The sequence below is a fragment of the Erwinia sp. Eh17-17 genome (genome assembly GCF_039675725.1).
Classification (GTDB): Bacteria; Pseudomonadota; Gammaproteobacteria; order Enterobacterales; family Enterobacteriaceae; genus Erwinia.
On the sequence record NZ_JBDFQT010000001.1, the window covers coordinates 166,623 to 182,056 of the forward strand.

The following is a 15,434-nucleotide window of genomic DNA, read 5'->3' on the forward strand; positions in this document are numbered from 1 at the left end:
ACACAAGGGGATACACCATGATTCAGCCCGCCTCTGGCCCGAAAAATCAGGATCACAGGTGTCTAAATGAAAAATAGGGTGATATTGCTGTGTTTTACAACCTGCCTGGCCGGACAGCACGTACAGGCGGCAAAACAGGAACCTGTCGCGGCCTTTAACTGGCGAGCCGCCCCCACGGAAGAACAGATAACCAGCCTGACACTGCGTGATGCCATTCTGCGGGCCTTTGCCCGCAACCCTAAAATTTCCGAAGCGGCGGCACAGATCCGGGTCGGGGAAGCCGATCTCGACGCGGCAAAAAGTGCCTGGTATCCCCAGGTTTCTCTGATGGCGAGCGGCGGACGATCGCAACAGACTGACTCCGCAGGTAGCCTGAATAACAGTGGCTCTGGCGGCATCACGCTCAGCCAGCTGCTGTATGACTTTGGCCGCACCGGCGGGGCCATTGATGAACAACATAAACTCTCCGAGGCTTATCGCTACGCCCTCTACGACACCATGACGACGGTCGCCCAGGATACCCTGCAGGCCTATCTGGCGGTGAAGCGCTATCAGGCGCTGGTGGATGCCGCTCGTCTCAACATCGCTTCTTTGCAACGGGTCAGGGACATGGCGAAGCTGCGTGCCGATGCCGGGTTAAGCTCCCAGTCCGATGTCCTGCAGGCGCAGACCCGTATCGCCGGAATGAATGCCAGCATGGAGCAGTATCGTGCGCAGGCGCGCTCGGCGCGGGCACAGTTGACGGTGCTGACGGGGGTGACCTCGGAAAACCTGCCGGAACTGCCGCAGGCGCTGCTTAATCAGCAGGTAACGCTGGATAAAATCGCCTACGAGAAAAGCGCAGCCGTGCGCAGTGCGCAGTCGAAACAGGAGGCGGCGATGGAGCGCGTGCGCCAGGCGCAGTCCAACCACTGGCCCACCATCAAAGTCCAGGCGGGCCGCACCCGCTATGAAAATGAAAGCCGCTCTTACTGGGATGACGAACTGCAATTGCAGGTCGAAGCACCACTGTATCAGGGCGGGCTGGTCAATGCCCGGACCCGTGCCGCCGAGGGTGACCGTCAGGCCGCTGAAGCCGCAATCCAGCAGTCAAAACTGCAAATTAATCAGAATGCCTCCACCGCCTATGCCGACATGATCGGGGCGCAGCAGCGTAAAGAAGCGGGAGAGCAGCAGCTAAGCAGCGCAGACCACACCCGTGAGGTGTATGCCGATGAATACAAACTGAATAAACGCAGTCTGAACGACCTGCTCAGCGTGGAGCAGGATGTCTTCCAGGCTGACAGCAGCCGCCTGACGGCACTGTACGATGGCTGGGATGCCACGGTGCGTTATGCCGCAGCGGTTGACAATCTGTTGGACATTTTGGGCATCGATCGTGAAGCCAATAGCGGACAAACGCTGCCGTCGCTGTAGTGCGGCTGCGGGTAAGATAACCAGATAAGGCAGTTTTATATGACTAAACAGACCGCAACCACGGAAAACTGGATCGACGCCATGCTGCGCGTGGCGGCCCGCTTTGGTAAACCGGCTGACGGTAAAACCCTGCGCCAGCAGATGCGCTGGTTTGAACATCTCACCCCGCCGCAGCAGCTTGAACGGCTGGCAGGGCTGCTTGGCCTGCACCTGACGATGACCCCGCGTGACAGCATTCGCTGGCGGCAGGAGGTGACGCCGGTGGTGCTGATTATGGAAAGCGGCAGCGTGGTGGTGGTGGAAGCTATCGACAGCGAGGGGAATGCCCGTTACTGGCTCAGTGACGGCGGCGACGTGGTACGCGAAAGCGAGCTGTCACAGCTGCTGGAGCAGAGCCAGCAGGAAGTGGGCATTATCGGCGTCGCGGCGCGCGGGCGCGATGCGCGCATTGATGAGTTCGTCCAGCCGTATAAAAAACACTGGTTCTGGCAGAACTTTAACGGCATGGGGCGCAAAATAGGCGAAATTTCCCTCGCGTCGATTGTCGGTAACGTGCTGGCGCTGGCGGGCATCCTGTTCTCAATGCAGATCTATGACCGGGTGATCCCCGCGCAGTCGGAAGCCACGCTGTGGGTGCTGTTTGGCGGCGTACTGATCGCAGCGGTGATCGAATATCTCATTCGTCTGATGCGTACCCAGGTCTCTGATCTGATGGGAAAACGCATCGACCTGAAAGTGTCCTCTATGCTGTTTGCGCGCGCGATGAATATCCGCAACGAGGCACGTCCGAAATCGACCGGGTCGTTTATTTCTCAGCTGCGCGAGATTGATCAGGTGCGTGAACTGCTGACCTCGACCACCGTTGGCGCGGCGGCAGATATGCCGTTTGTGATTCTGTTCCTGTTTATCATGGCATTCATAGGCGGACCGCTGGTGATTGTGCCGCTGCTGGCGATCCCGCTGATCGTCATTCCCGGCCTGCTGATCCAGATCCCGATGGCAAAGCTGGCCAAAGAAGGACTGCGCGAAGGGGCGCTGCGCAACGCCATTCTGGTAGAAACCATCGAAGGGATTGAGGATATCAAGTCACTGCAGGCGGAACCCTACTTTCAACGCCAGTGGGAACAGACGCACGAGGTGAGTGCAGCCATCGGTATGAAGCAGCGCCTGTGGGGCGCACGTCTGACCGGCTGGGCATCGAGCGTGCAGCAGCTGACCTATGCCAGCATGCTGGTGTTCGGGGTTTATCTGGTACTCGACGGTCAGATAACTACGGGTACGCTGGTGGCCAGCAGTATGCTCTCCTCGCGCACCATCGCGCCGCTGATGCAGCTGACCATGGTCTTCTCGCGCTGGCAGCATGCTAAAAGCGCGATGAACGGGCTGGATGAACTGCTGAAAAAACCGCTCGATCAGCCGGAAGAGGGCGATATGGCACACTGTCCGACCCTGACGGGGCACTACGATCTGCGCGGCGTTCAGTACAGCTACGATGAAGAAAACGTGAAAAACGTGATCGCCATTAACCAGCTGCAAATCAAACCCGGCGAACGCATCGCCATTCTTGGCCGCGTTGGCGCGGGCAAATCCACGCTGTTGAAGCTGCTGGCCGGTCAGGCGCTGGCGACCCAGGGCAAGGTGATTGTCGATGGTGTTGACGTCCGCCGCATCGACCCGGTCGATCTGCGCCGTCAGCTAGGCTGGCTGTCGCAGGATTCGCGCCTGTTCTTCGGCACGCTGCGGCAGAATCTGATGCTGGGCAACCCGCACGCCAGCGAGCAGGATATGTTGCAGGCGCTGCGCGTCAGCGGAGCACTAAGCCTGGTTCAGCAGGATGCTGCCAGCCTGGACCGCATCATCAATGAGGGCGGGCGCGGGCTGTCCGGCGGGCAGCGCCAGATGGTGATGCTCAGCCGCATGATCCTGCGTCAGCCGCAGGTGGTGCTGATGGACGAACCTACCGCCTCGATGGATGAACAGCTTGAAGAACACGTTATCCGCCAGATGCAGAACTGGCTGAGCGGACGCACGCTGGTGCTGGTGACGCACCGTCCTGCGCTGCTGAAAATGGTGGACCGCATTATCGTGATGGATAACGGCCGCGTCATCGCTGACGGTCCGAAAGATGACATTCTGAAGCGAGCCACCGCCCAGACCGCCCAGGCGGCTCAGCCTGTGACCCCCGTAAAAGCAGGAGACACCGCATGAGTCTGGTACTGATGGATCGCAGTCTGAAACAGAATGAACGGCGCACCTCTGCCATCATCTGGCTCTGTACCCTGGCGCTGGTGCTGTTTTTTGTCTGGGCACATTTTGCCATCCTTGATGAAGTCACCGTCGGCACCGGGAAAGTGACGCCGCTCAGCCGGGCGCAGGTGATTGAAAGCCTGGACGGCGGCATCGTGGACGAACTCAACGTACACGAAGGCAACATTGTCGAGAAAGGGCAGGTGCTGGCCAGACTCGACCCCACCCGCTTCCAGTCTAACTTTGGTGAAGCGGCAGCCAGAGCGCGCACTTTGCGCGCATCGGCTGAGCGTTTAAGGGCTGAGCTGACCGAAGCGCCGCTAAAATTCAGTGCGGAAACGCTGAAAGAACCGGATCTGGTGGCGCGTGAAACGCAGCTGTTCCAGTCGCGGCGGCGTAACCTGCAGGAGACGGTGAGTAATCTGGAGCAGTCAAAAAAACTGGTTCAGGATGAACTGCGTATGACACAGCCGCTGGTGGCGAAAGGTGCGGCGGGAGAGGTGGAAGTAATCCGTCTGCGCCGTCAGGTTGCCGAGCTGCAGGGGAAAATTGATGAGGCCCGAAACGATTATGCCGTGCGCGCGCGCGAAGAGCAGGTGAAAAACAACGCCGATCTGGACGCGCAGCTGCAGGTGATGACCGGAAAAGAGGATCAGCTGACCCGTGCCACCATATACTCCCCGGTGCGCGGCATCGTAAAAGATATTCAGGTCACCACCGTGGGCGGTGTACTTCAGCCGGGCGGCAAGCTGATGGAGATTGTGCCGCTGGAGGATCAACTGCTGATTGAAACCCGCATCAACCCACGTGATATTGCCTATATTCGCCCCGGACTGCCGGCGACGGTGAAAGTCACGGCCTATGATTCGTCGATTTACGGCGACCTGCGCGGAGAGGTGGAAACCGTATCGCCTGATACCCTGCAGGATGAGGTCAAACGTGACCAGTATTACTACCGGGTTTATGTGCGTACCGATAAAGCAGAGCTGACGAATAAAGCGGGGCGTAAATTCCCGATAGTGCCGGGAATGGTGGCGAATGTTGAGATTAAAACCGGCCAGAAGTCCGTAATGGACTATTTGATCAAGCCTCTGAACAAGGTCAAAGAGTCGATGCGCGAGCGTTGATATTTGGCCAGCAATGGTCAGAAACAGGGGGGCATTCGCAACAGATAAAAAAATGCCAGGCATTAAGCCTGGCAACAATATTAGATGGTACAACTCATTCGGGGTGAGTGAAGATAATAATTCAATAAAATGATGATAGCGGGATAATAATACAACGCCTTTCTGGAAATTTTTTATCAATCAGTGCCTATTGCAGGCTGTTTTATTAACGTGATGAATTATAAGAGTTATCTTATTTTTTGTCTTTTTGTGCGCTATTTTTGGTCCCTCTGTGCTGTGTAAAAGTTCCCCGTTATTTACATTCAGAAATGTTATAACCCTTCAATGAAACATTTTCCGAAATTTAGTATCATTTTCTTGATAGATAATTACTCTCCCCGGCTTAAGATGACACTAAGTGCTTAATTTCCACACTTAGCACGCAGTGGCAAAATAAAACTTATAATCGAGAGGGTATTAAAATGAAGCTTCGCGTTCTTTCCCTGATGGTTCCAGCGCTGCTGGTTGCCGGTAGTGCCGGTGCGGCCGAAATCTATAATAAAGACGGCAACAAGCTGGATCTTTTCGGTAAAGTTGACGGCCTGCACTACTTCTCTGACGATGCCGGTTCAGACGGTGACCAGTCTTACCTGCGCTTTGGTTTCAAAGGCGAAACTCAGATTTCCGACCAGCTGGTGGGTTACGGTCAGTGGGAATATCAGGCTGCGCTGAACACCGCTGAAAGCCAGGGGACTGCGGACAGCTATACCCGCGTTGGCTTTGCAGGTCTGAAGTTTGGCGATGCAGGCTCTCTCGATTATGGTCGTAACTACGGCGTGCTGTACGACATCGGCGCGTGGACCGACGTCCTGCCAGAGTTCGGTGGTGATACATACGGTGCTGACAACTTCATGTTCCAGCGCGCCACCGGTGTCGCCACCTACCGTAACAATAACTTCTTTGGTCTGGTTGACGGTCTGAACTTTGCCATTCAGTACCAGGGTAAAAATGACAGCGATGCCGAAGTGGCCGGCAACCGCAGCGCAACCGCGCAGAACGGTGACGGCTATGGTCTGTCTGCGACCTATGACATCGGTGAAGGCTTCAGCGCCGGTGCCGCGATGTTCTCTTCCGATCGTACCAACACCCAGAACAGCAATGCGCTGCTGGGCAATGGCGACAAAGCAGAAGCGTACTCCGGTGGTCTGAAATATGACGCCAACAATGTTTACCTGGCGGCAATGTACACCAAATCGTACAACGCGACGCGCTTTGGCAGCACGGACAACCCGGCGGCCTATGGCTTTGCGGATAAAGCAGAGAACTGGGAGCTGGTGGCACAGTATCAGTTCGACTTTGGCCTGCGTCCATCTCTGGCATACGTGACGTCACGCGGGACTGACATTCAGAACTGGGGCACCCAGAACCTGAAACAGTACGTGGATGTGGGCGCGACTTACTTCTTCAACAAAAACATGTCCACCTACGTGGATTATCAGATCAACCTGCTGGATGACAACGACTTCACCCGCGCTGCCGGTATCAATACTGACGACGTGGTGGGTGTAGGCCTGGTTTACCAGTTCTGATAAAAAGGGTCAGCCCCTACAGAAAGAAGGTCAGCCCCTACGATAGGATCGATCGTCTGTTTCGATCGGTCCTTTTTCCAACAGATTTAAGCCGCAATCACGCCCGGCTTCTCCTCGCTGTTCTTTTCTTTCATTGGCAGGTAACTGCCTTCCAGCCCCATCCCACCAAGTGTAAACAGTGAAAAGCGCAGCAGACGGCGGCGTGCCTGGTTCTCTTTAACTGAGTGTTTATTGCGCATTGGTTATTCCCCGGAGTGAACAGTAAGATTGCTGTTGCAGAAAACGTGCCAGGTCACTTGCGGCTGTTGTATGGCGATTCAGGGGCGATGTGGCAGGGTGTGCGGGTCAGCCGGAAGAGCGGTTGCACCATCAGGGTGCCAGAAGGCCTCCCCACGGTGAGACCGGGGGAGGGAAAGCTGCCGTTAGCGGTGGCGTGGTCTTGGTAGCTGTCGGGTGTTCGTCTGCTTGTAATGCTTAAAGCCTGCAAAGATAATTAGTGCAATTGAAACCATGAGAAGCGCGTAATAGATCATTATGGCTCTCCTTTAATAGTGAATGATGAGCGCCGAAAGTGCCCTGTACAGCCACCATCCTGGTGAGCTATGACGGTAAGATCAAGGCGTCGAATCTGAGTTTTCTCTGCGGCAAGGGCCGGTTCGGACCAGTTTATAATCAAGATAACAGGCACAAATGAAGAGTAAATGGCGGTATTTTTTAGGTTTAATGGTGGTTTGCTTGCTGGCAGCCTGTGACGATCCTCAGCCCTCAGCGGGATCTGAAGGGATGGTGCTGGAAGGGCGCACAATGGGAACATTCTGGAGGGTCAGCCTGGCTGGCGTGGCACCAGAACGCCGGGAAGCCCTGCAAAAAGCCATACAACAGCAGCTGGATAATGACGACCACGAACTCTCCACCTGGAAAAGTGACTCTGTGTTGTCACGTTTTAACCAGTATCGCGGCACGGCGCCACAGCCGGTCAGCAACAATATGGCGGACATTGTCACGCTGTCACTGCGCATCGGTCAGCAGACTGCCGGCGCAATGGATATCACCGTCGGACCGCTGGTGAACCTGTGGGGCTTCGGCCCGGATAAACAGCCGGTAAAAACGCCGACACAGCAGCAGATTGATGCGGCGCGCGCGCTGACCGGACTGTCCCATTTACAGGTGATTGAGCGCGCTGATGGGTCGTGGCTGCAAAAAGATCTGCCGGGACTGTATGTAGACCTCTCCACCGTTGGCGAAGGTTTTGCGACCGATCATCTGGCGCGCCTGATGGAACAGGAGGGGATTAACCACTATCTGGTGTCAGTGGGCGGCGCGGTGCTGACGCGCGGTAATAATGCGCAGGGCAATCCATGGCAGGTGGCGATCCAGAAACCCACCGACCAGGAAAATGCGGTGCAGGCGATAGTTGACCTGCAGGGGCACGGTATCAGCACCTCCGGCAGCTACCGCAACTATTATGAACTGGACGGTAAGCGTATCTCACACGTGATTGACCCGGCGACTGGCCGGCCGATCCAGCACAAGCTGGTGTCGGCGACGGTGATCGCCACGACCGCGCTGGAGGCGGATGGCTGGGACACCGGTCTGATGGTACTGGGGGCTGAGAAAGCCAAAGCGCTGGCGCTGCGCGATAAGCTGGCGGTCTATCTGATTTTCAAGCAGGATGACCATTTCACCAGCTGGATGTCGCCGCAGTTTGCCGCATTTATTCAGCCCTCTTCCGCACACTGATAACCTGAGGAGTCGCGATGCTCGATCTGTTTGCTGACGATGCCCCCTGGCAGGAGCCTCTCACCGAAGGGGCGGTGATCCTGCGCCGCCGCGCCCGCGACAGCGCCGGCGATCTGATGGCGCAGGTCGGGCAGATTGCCGCGCTGAATCCTTTTGAACACCGCATCACTCCGGGCGGGCACCGTATGTCGGTGGCGATGACCAACTGTGGCGACCTCGGCTGGTCCACTGACTCACGCGGTTACCAGTATAGCGAACAGGATCAGGCCAGCGGTCAGCGCTGGCCGGCCATGCCTGAGACGTTTCGCGAGCTGGCGGTAGCCTGCGCCGCCGAAGCCGGTTTTCGCGGTTTCAATCCTGACGCCTGCCTGATCAACCGCTATGAACCCGGCGCTAAGCTGACGCTGCATCAGGACAAAGACGAACGTGACCTGCGTCAGCCGATTGTGTCGGTGTCGCTGGGGTTGCCTGCGGTGTTTTTATTCGGCGGCTTCGACCGTGCTGACGCCTGTCAGCGCGTCCTGCTGGAGCAGGGGGATGTGGTGGTCTGGGGAGGGCCGTCCCGGCTGCGCTATCACGGTATTCTGCCGCTGAAGCCGGGTATTCACCCGCTGACCGGGCCCTTCCGCTTTAATCTGACGTTCCGCCGCGCACGCTAGTCCGGGACCCCTCTGTCCAGAATGAGAATTAGTATTGATCTCGTCTTGCTTCTCATTAAACTGCAAGCTGCTTTTTACCTGCCGGGATGTTTTCATGGAGTTGCTTCACGTTGTCTACAAGCAGTATCGCTGGCCTTTTATTCTGGTCATCTTGCTCAGCCTGCTCAGCGCCGCGCTGGGGATTGGCCTGATTGCCTTTATCAACCGCGAACTGATCGTTACCCTTAATTCCTCGGTGATGGTATTACCGCAGTTCCTCGGGCTGCTGCTGCTGTTAATGGCCGTCACCCTTGGCTCGCAGCTGGCGCTGACCCTGCTGGGCCACCATTTTGTTTATCGTCTGCGCGGCGAGTTTATCAAACGAATTCTCGATACGCGGGTCGAGCGCATTGAGCAGATTGGCAATGCCCAGCTGCTGGCCAGCCTGACCAGCGACGTGCGCAATATCACCATTGCCTTTGTGCGCCTGCCGGAACTGATCCAGGGGATTATCCTGACCCTGGGTTCAGCGGCTTATCTTGCCTGGCTGTCACCGAAAATGATGGTGGTCACCTCGGTCTGGGTGGCAGTCACCATCATCGGCGGCTGGCTGCTGGTGGCGCGGGTTTACCAGCATATGGCGGTGCTGCGTGAGACGGAAGACCGTCTGTACCACGACTTCCAGATTATTATCGAAGGGCGCAAAGAGCTGGCGCTGAACCGTCAGCGTGCGCAGCAGATCTTTGAAAATGTCTACAGCGAAGACGCCAGGACCTACCGCCACCATATTGTGCGCGCCGATACCTACCACCTCAGCGCCGTAAACTGGTCGAATATCATGATGCTGGGGGCCATCGGGCTGGCGTTCTGGCTGGCGAACAGCCTCGGCTGGGCGAATACCGCGGTGGCAGCGACCTATTCACTGACCCTGCTGTTCCTGCGCACGCCGATGCTGTCGGCGGTGGGCGCACTCCCTACGCTACTGACGGCTCAGGTCGCTTTCGACAAGCTGAATACCTTTGATCTGACGCCTTATCAGGCAGAATTCCCGCAGCTCCCGGCGGCGAAAAACTGGCAGACGCTGGAACTGCACAATCTGATGTTTCACTACGGGGATAACGGTTTCAGGGTCGGTCCGGTAAATATGACGCTGAAGCGCGGCGAGCTGGTGTTCCTGATTGGCGGTAACGGCAGTGGAAAATCCACGCTGGCGATGCTGCTGACCGGGCTGTATCAGCCGGTCTCCGGTGAGATCCTGCTGGACGGGAAGGTGGTGGAGGCGACGTCAATGGACAGCTACCGTCGCCTGTTCTCTGCGGTGTTTACTGATGTACACCTGTTTGACCGCCTGATTGACGACCAGGGGCAGGCTGTCGATCCGGCGCTGGTGCAAAGCTGGCTGGAACGCCTGAAAATGCAGGATAAAATCAAGCTGGAAGGCAACCGCGTGCTGAACCTGAAGCTGTCGAAAGGGCAGACCAAGCGTCTGGCGCTGCTGCTGGCGACGGCGGAGCAGCGCGACATTCTGCTGCTGGACGAGTGGGCGGCCGACCAGGATCCGCACTTCCGCCGTATCTTCTACCGCGAGCTGCTGCCGTGGTTACAGTCACTGGGGAAAACAGTGTTTGCCATCAGCCATGACGACCACTATTTCCTGCATGCTGACCGCCTGCTGGAGATGCGCGACGGGACGCTGACAGAGCTGACGGGTATCGAGCGCGAAGCCGCCACGCTCGACGCAGTAAAACGCACCGATACCGCAGCGGGTTGACCGAAAAAGAAGGTCAACCCCTACCTGATATTGTTACCGTAGGGGCGACCATTTTTCCGGTCGCCGCGTGCCGATGTTGATGTCCCCGTCGTAGGGGGCGACCTTCTTTTCCGGTCGCCCCGTGCCGAAGATTTCCGGCAAACGTGATGAAGACCATTTTTTCCGGTCGCCCCGTGCCGAAGGTTTCCGGCAAACGTGATGAATACCATTTTTCCGGTCGCCCGGTGCCGATGTTGATGTCCCCGTCGTCGGGGCGACCATTTTTCCGATCGCCGCGTACCGATGTTGATGTCCCCGTCGTAGGGGGCGACCATTTTTTCCGGTCGCCCCGTGCCGAAGGTTTCCGGCAAACGTGATGAAGACCATTTTTCCGATCGCCGCGTACCGATGTTGATGTCCCCGTCGTAGGGGGCGACCATTTTTTCCGGTCGCCCCGTGTCGAAGATTTCCGGCAAACGTAATGAAGACCTTCTTTTCCGATCGCCCCGTGCCGAAGGTTTCCGGCAAACGTGATGATCCCCTACAAAATCGGGATACGGCTATTGCCACCGGGGTGGAACCGGCGTCCGCCTTACAGCACCTTCGCCAGAAAACGCCGGGTCCTCGGATGCTGCGGCTGGTTCAGCACCTGCCTGGCGCTGCCCTGTTCCACGATCTTACCCTCAACCATAAACACCACATTATCCGCTACCTCACGGGCGAATCCGATTTCGTGCGTCACCACCACCAGCGTTGTTCCGGAACGTGCCAGCTGCTTAATAGTGTCCAGCACCTCTCCGACCAGCTCCGGGTCAAGCGCCGACGTGGGCTCATCAAACAGAATCACCTTCGGGTTCAGCGCCAGCGCTCTGGCGATCGCCACGCGCTGCTGCTGGCCGCCGGAAAGATGGCGTGGCCAGGCATTGGCTTTATGGCGCAGGCCAACGGTATCCAGCAGCTGCAGGGCGCGCGTTTCGGCCACCGCACGTGAAAACTGCTTGTGGGCCAGCGGGGCTTCGATAATATTTTCCAGCACCGTGAGGTGAGGGAACAGATTGAAATTCTGAAAGACATAGCCCACGCCGATGCGCTGCCTGAGGATCGCTTTCTCCTTCAGCTCATACAGCTTATTGCCCTTGCGCTGGTAGCCAATGTAGTCGCCATCAATGCGGATAAATCCTTCATCGACGCGTTCCAGATGGTTAATGGCGCGCAGCAGCGTCGATTTCCCTGAACCGGACGGGCCGAGGATCACCGTTACCGAACCCGGAGCCAGCTCCAGCGAGACGTTGTCCAGCGCCTTAAAACGGCCATAGCTTTTGCTGACTCCGGCAATCGAAATATGACCGGGGGTGATATCGCTGTGCAGATCGATAGCTTCAGACATGATTAGCTCCTGACGGGCGTGATGGCTGCGCGCAGCCTTTGTGACGGCAAGCGAACAGGTTCACGTGTGGCACCGCGTGCCAGCCAGCGTTCGACGTAGTGCTGGAATACCGACAGTACGGTGGTGATCAGCAGATACCAGACCGCCGCCACCATCAGCAGCGGGATCACCTGCTGCGTGCGGTTGTAAACCATCTGAATGGTATAAAACAGCTCCGGCATCGCCAGCACGTAAACCATAGCGGTCCCTTTGGCGAGGCTGATGATTTCGTTGAAACCGGTCGGAATAATCGATCGCAGCGCCTGCGGCAGAATAATGCGCAGAGTACGGCGCGATGACGGCAGCCCAAGCGCGGCAGCCGCTTCAAACTGCCCCTGATCGACCCCTAAAATACCGCCGCGAATAATTTCTGCCGTATAGGCGGCCTGCACCAGCGTCAGCCCGATCACGGCTGTGCTGAACTGCCCGAGTACATCAATGGTTTTATACTCAACCAGCGTCAGCGGGGTAAATGGAATGCCGAGAGAAAGCGTGTCGTAAAGATAAGAGAAGTTGTAGAGAATAATCAGCACCACGATCAGCGGCAGCGATCGGAACAGCCAGATATAGCCGAATGCCAGCCCGGACAGCAGCCAGGACGGAGAGAGACGGGCCAGCGCCAGCCCTACGCCCAGCAGAATGCTCAGCAGGCTGGCGATCAGCGTCAGCAGCAGCGTCTGGCCCAGACCGCTGAGAATGGCCGGGGCGAAGAACCACTGAGCAAACACCGACCACTCCCAGCGCGGGTTGAACGCCACCGACTGGATCACTACGGCAAGAATAAACAGCGCAATCACCGCCCCGACCAGCCGCAGCGGATAGCGGGCGGGTACCACGCGCAGGGTTTCAGCGGATTTCATGGGCGGCTCCTGCGTCAGCATCGTGATGCAGCGTTTTGGTAAAGCGCAGGCGACCGTCGTAAGGGGGCAGGCTGTACTCCTCCGGGTCACGCTGCGTATCAAACTGCGGCTGATAGCCGTGCGACAGATAGAGGCGTACCGCTTCCGGCTGGCGGAAACCGGTCGTCAGGTACACCTGGCGATAGCCGGCCAGCAGCGCGCGGCGTTCCAGCTCGACCAGCACCTTCAGCGCCAGCCCCTGACGACGCAGGTCGCTGCGCGTCCAGATGCGTTTCAGTTCGGCGGTGTCGGCGTCGAATGCTTTCCAGGCACCCATCGCGATAATTTCCCCGTCGCGCTCCAGCACCACAAACATACCCCGTGGTGGCAGATACCATTCGGTCAGCTCGACTTCAGCATCCCGCGCGAAGAAGTCGCCGTAGCGTGCGCTGTACTCACCAAACAACCCGTCGATAATCGGCTCCAGCTCCGGTGCCTCCGGCGATAGCTGGCGGAAATGTTCATGGCTCATGCTGACCTCCTTTAGTCGCCCAGGCCTTCAGGGTTGATTTCAGAACGATCGAGGCGCTCAACGCCTTCGCCCCAGCGGTTGAGCACTTTGTCGTACTCGCCGCCTTTAATCACGCCATTCAGCGCGGCGTTAACCGCCGTCACCAGCCCGTTACCTTTCTTCAGCGTCACCGCAATATGCGCCGCTTTTGGCCAGCCGCCGTCCACGCTGCCGACCAGTCTGGTTTTACCGGTCAGCGCGGCTTTCCATGCGCCAATCACGTTCGGACCGAAATAAGCATCGGCGCGTCCGGACTGCAGGGCCAGCGTCTGCGCGGCGTCATCTTTTACGTAGTTAGGGATAAAAGGTTTCAGCCCTTTCTTCTGGTTTTCTTCATCCCACGCCAGCAGGATCGCTTCCTGGTTGGTCCCGGAACCGACAATAATCCGCAGTCCGGCAATGTCTTCCGCTTTAGTCAGTGAGGTGATTTTGCTGTCAGATTTTACGTAGAAACCGAGGGAGTCTTTGCGGTAGGTGGCGAAATCAAACTTCTCTTTACGTGCTTTGGTCACGGTGACGTTGGTGATAGCGGCGTCATATTTGCCGGAGCTGACGCCCAGCGGCCAGTCTTCCCACGAGGTGGGCACCACGTTCAGCTCCAGTCCGAGACTGTCAGCCACCAGGCGCGCGATATCCACTTCGCTGCCCTGTAGCGTTTTATTGTCATCAGAAAACAGCGTCAGCGGTGGCGAATTCAGCGCGGCGACTGCCACGGTGAATTTACCCGGCACCGCCAGCTTGAGGTCTTTCGGCAGCAGCGCCACCGCCTGCGGATTCAGCGGGGCGTGAACCGGTGCGGCGTTAGCCTCCACGCTGATGCCGGTACCATTAATCTTGACGGTTTCTGCCTTTGCCGTGCTGCCAAGCCACAGAGAGGCACTGAGCAGCCCCAGTAATACGGATGTTTTTTTCATGATGACGCACTCTTATTATGATCAAGCTGCAGATGAAAAAGGCAGGTCACTGCCCGTTAAGCGATGTCGTTCAGTGCCGCTTCAGCCAGCTGGCTGAAATACTCTGCGGCGGGATAGAGCAGGGCTTCATCGGGGTTAAAACCGGGATGATGCAGACCAAATTCACTGTTGCTGCCAATGCTGACGAAGGTGCCTGGGGTGTCGTGCAGATAGAATGCAAAATCTTCGCCGCCCATTTGCAGTTCGGCGTGCTGCACGTCGTAACCCTGACGGGCGGCTACCTGCTTGCTGAACTCCGCCCAGCGTTCGGTGTTGATCAGCGCGGGGGGACCGGGGTGCCAGTTCAGTTCGGCGCGAGCGCCGAAGCCGCTGGCAATACCGGCGATAAGCTGACGCAGACGCTGCGGCAGCTCGCTGCGAATGTCAGCGTTATGGGTGCGCACCGTGCCTTCCAGCACCACCTTCTGCGGTAACACGTTCCAGGTGTTGCCGCCTTCAATACGCGTCACGCTTACCACCACTGACTCCAGCGGGCTGTAGCTGCGGCTGACCAGCGTCTGGAGGGCGCTGACGATCTGGCTGGCAATCACAATCGCATCCACGCCTTCCTGCGGACGGGCGGCGTGTGCGCCTTTACCCTGTACCTCAATGTCAAAGCGATCGACGTTGGCATAGAACGGACCGCCGCGCGTGGCAAAAGTGCCCACCGGCAGCTCGGGGGCATTGTGCATACCAAAGATCGCCGCCACCTCCTGCAGCGCGCCCGCTGCAATCAGCGTTTTCGCGCCACCAAAACGCTCTTCAGCAGGCTGGAACAGCAGGCGGACGCGGCCAGGCAGGCTTTTTTCGCGTGCTTTCAGCAACCTGGCGGCGCCCAGCATCACCGAGGTGTGGACGTCGTGACCGCAGGCGTGCATCACGCCCTGCTGCTGTGAACGGAACGTGACCGGAGCGATCTCGTCAATCGGCAGGGCATCAATATCGGCGCGCAGGGCAATCAGCGTGTCGCCCTGGCCGATCTCCGCCACTACGCCGGTTTTCAGTTCGAAGGGTAACAGCCGGATACCGGCCTCGTTCAGCCAGCCGGTGATACGCTCCGTGGTGGCGAACTCCTCATTAGAAAGTTCCGGGTACTGGTGCAGTTCACGTCGCCATGCCACCAGCTGTTGGGCAAGAGATGCGTTCATCATTCGGCTCC

General features: G+C 57.8%; 13 protein-coding genes and 1 pseudogene. 7 read left to right on the top strand and 7 right to left on the bottom strand.

The window, feature by feature from the left end; translation table 11 throughout:
* The first annotated feature begins 66 nt into the window (after positions 1-66).
* From ABEH87_RS00685 to ompC, 4 genes are all read left to right on the top strand, one after another.
* The gene (locus tag ABEH87_RS00685; protein ID WP_346573002.1) at positions 67-1,416 is read left to right on the top strand and encodes a TolC family outer membrane protein; all 1,350 of its coding nucleotides are present in this window, start codon (positions 67-69) and stop codon (positions 1,414-1,416) included.
* 39 nt (positions 1,417-1,455) lie between these two features.
* On the top strand, positions 1,456-3,624 hold the full coding sequence (locus ABEH87_RS00690; RefSeq protein WP_346573004.1) for a type I secretion system permease/ATPase: 2,169 nt from the start codon (positions 1,456-1,458) through the stop codon (positions 3,622-3,624).
* A complete protein-coding gene (locus tag ABEH87_RS00695; protein WP_346573006.1) occupies positions 3,621-4,790 on the top strand; it encodes an HlyD family efflux transporter periplasmic adaptor subunit in 1,170 nt (389 codons plus the stop codon). The genes ABEH87_RS00690 and ABEH87_RS00695 overlap by 4 nt, the downstream gene beginning before the upstream one ends.
* Before the next feature lie 461 nt (positions 4,791-5,251).
* Positions 5,252-6,358, top strand: a complete 1,107-nt coding sequence (gene ompC / locus ABEH87_RS00700; protein ID WP_346573008.1) for a porin OmpC — start codon at positions 5,252-5,254, stop codon at positions 6,356-6,358.
* A gap of 86 nt (positions 6,359-6,444) precedes the next feature.
* Here ompC and ABEH87_RS00705 read toward each other — a convergent pair whose 3' ends face one another.
* Positions 6,445-6,597 carry a hypothetical protein gene (locus ABEH87_RS00705; protein ID WP_346573010.1) on the bottom strand — a complete coding sequence of 51 codons (153 nt, stop codon included), beginning with the start codon at positions 6,595-6,597 and terminating at the stop codon, positions 6,445-6,447.
* Between the two features lie 451 nt (positions 6,598-7,048).
* On the opposite strand from ABEH87_RS00705, the gene apbE reads away from it, so the two are divergent.
* From apbE to ABEH87_RS00720, 3 genes are all read left to right on the top strand, one after another.
* On the top strand, positions 7,049-8,098 hold the full coding sequence (gene apbE / locus ABEH87_RS00710; protein ID WP_346573012.1) for an FAD:protein FMN transferase ApbE: 1,050 nt from the start codon (positions 7,049-7,051) through the stop codon (positions 8,096-8,098).
* A gap of 17 nt (positions 8,099-8,115) precedes the next feature.
* On the top strand, positions 8,116-8,757 hold the full coding sequence (gene alkB, locus ABEH87_RS00715; RefSeq protein WP_346573014.1) for a DNA oxidative demethylase AlkB: 642 nt from the start codon (positions 8,116-8,118) through the stop codon (positions 8,755-8,757).
* A gap of 94 nt (positions 8,758-8,851) precedes the next feature.
* Entirely contained in the window at positions 8,852-10,507 is a 1,656-nt protein-coding gene (locus ABEH87_RS00720; protein ID WP_346573016.1) for a multidrug ABC transporter permease/ATP-binding protein, read from the top strand.
* Between the two features lie 33 nt (positions 10,508-10,540).
* Here ABEH87_RS00720 and ABEH87_RS00725 read toward each other — a convergent pair whose 3' ends face one another.
* The 6 genes and pseudogenes from ABEH87_RS00725 to ABEH87_RS00750 all read right to left on the bottom strand — a co-directional run bounded on the left by ABEH87_RS00725 (position 10,541) and on the right by ABEH87_RS00750 (position 15,423).
* On the bottom strand, positions 10,541-11,014 hold the full coding sequence (locus ABEH87_RS00725; RefSeq protein WP_346573018.1) for a hypothetical protein: 474 nt from the start codon (positions 11,012-11,014) through the stop codon (positions 10,541-10,543).
* 64 nt (positions 11,015-11,078) lie between these two features.
* The gene (locus ABEH87_RS00730; RefSeq protein ID WP_346573020.1) at positions 11,079-11,873 is read right to left on the bottom strand and encodes an amino acid ABC transporter ATP-binding protein; all 795 of its coding nucleotides are present in this window, start codon (positions 11,871-11,873) and stop codon (positions 11,079-11,081) included.
* 2 nt (positions 11,874-11,875) lie between these two features.
* Positions 11,876-12,772, bottom strand: a complete 897-nt coding sequence (locus tag ABEH87_RS00735) for an amino acid ABC transporter permease (protein WP_346573022.1) — start codon at positions 12,770-12,772, stop codon at positions 11,876-11,878.
* On the bottom strand, positions 12,759-13,283 hold the full coding sequence (locus ABEH87_RS00740) for a GNAT family N-acetyltransferase (RefSeq protein ID WP_346573024.1): 525 nt from the start codon (positions 13,281-13,283) through the stop codon (positions 12,759-12,761). Before ABEH87_RS00740 ends, ABEH87_RS00735 begins: the two co-directional genes overlap by 14 nt.
* Positions 13,284-13,294: 11 nt before the next feature.
* A pseudogene (locus ABEH87_RS00745) lies at positions 13,295-14,236 on the bottom strand (ABC transporter substrate-binding protein); the annotation flags it as partial.
* A 56-nt stretch (positions 14,237-14,292) separates the two neighbouring features.
* The gene (locus ABEH87_RS00750; protein ID WP_346574533.1) at positions 14,293-15,423 is read right to left on the bottom strand and encodes a M20 peptidase aminoacylase family protein; all 1,131 of its coding nucleotides are present in this window, start codon (positions 15,421-15,423) and stop codon (positions 14,293-14,295) included.
* Positions 15,424-15,434: the final 11 nt, after the last annotated feature.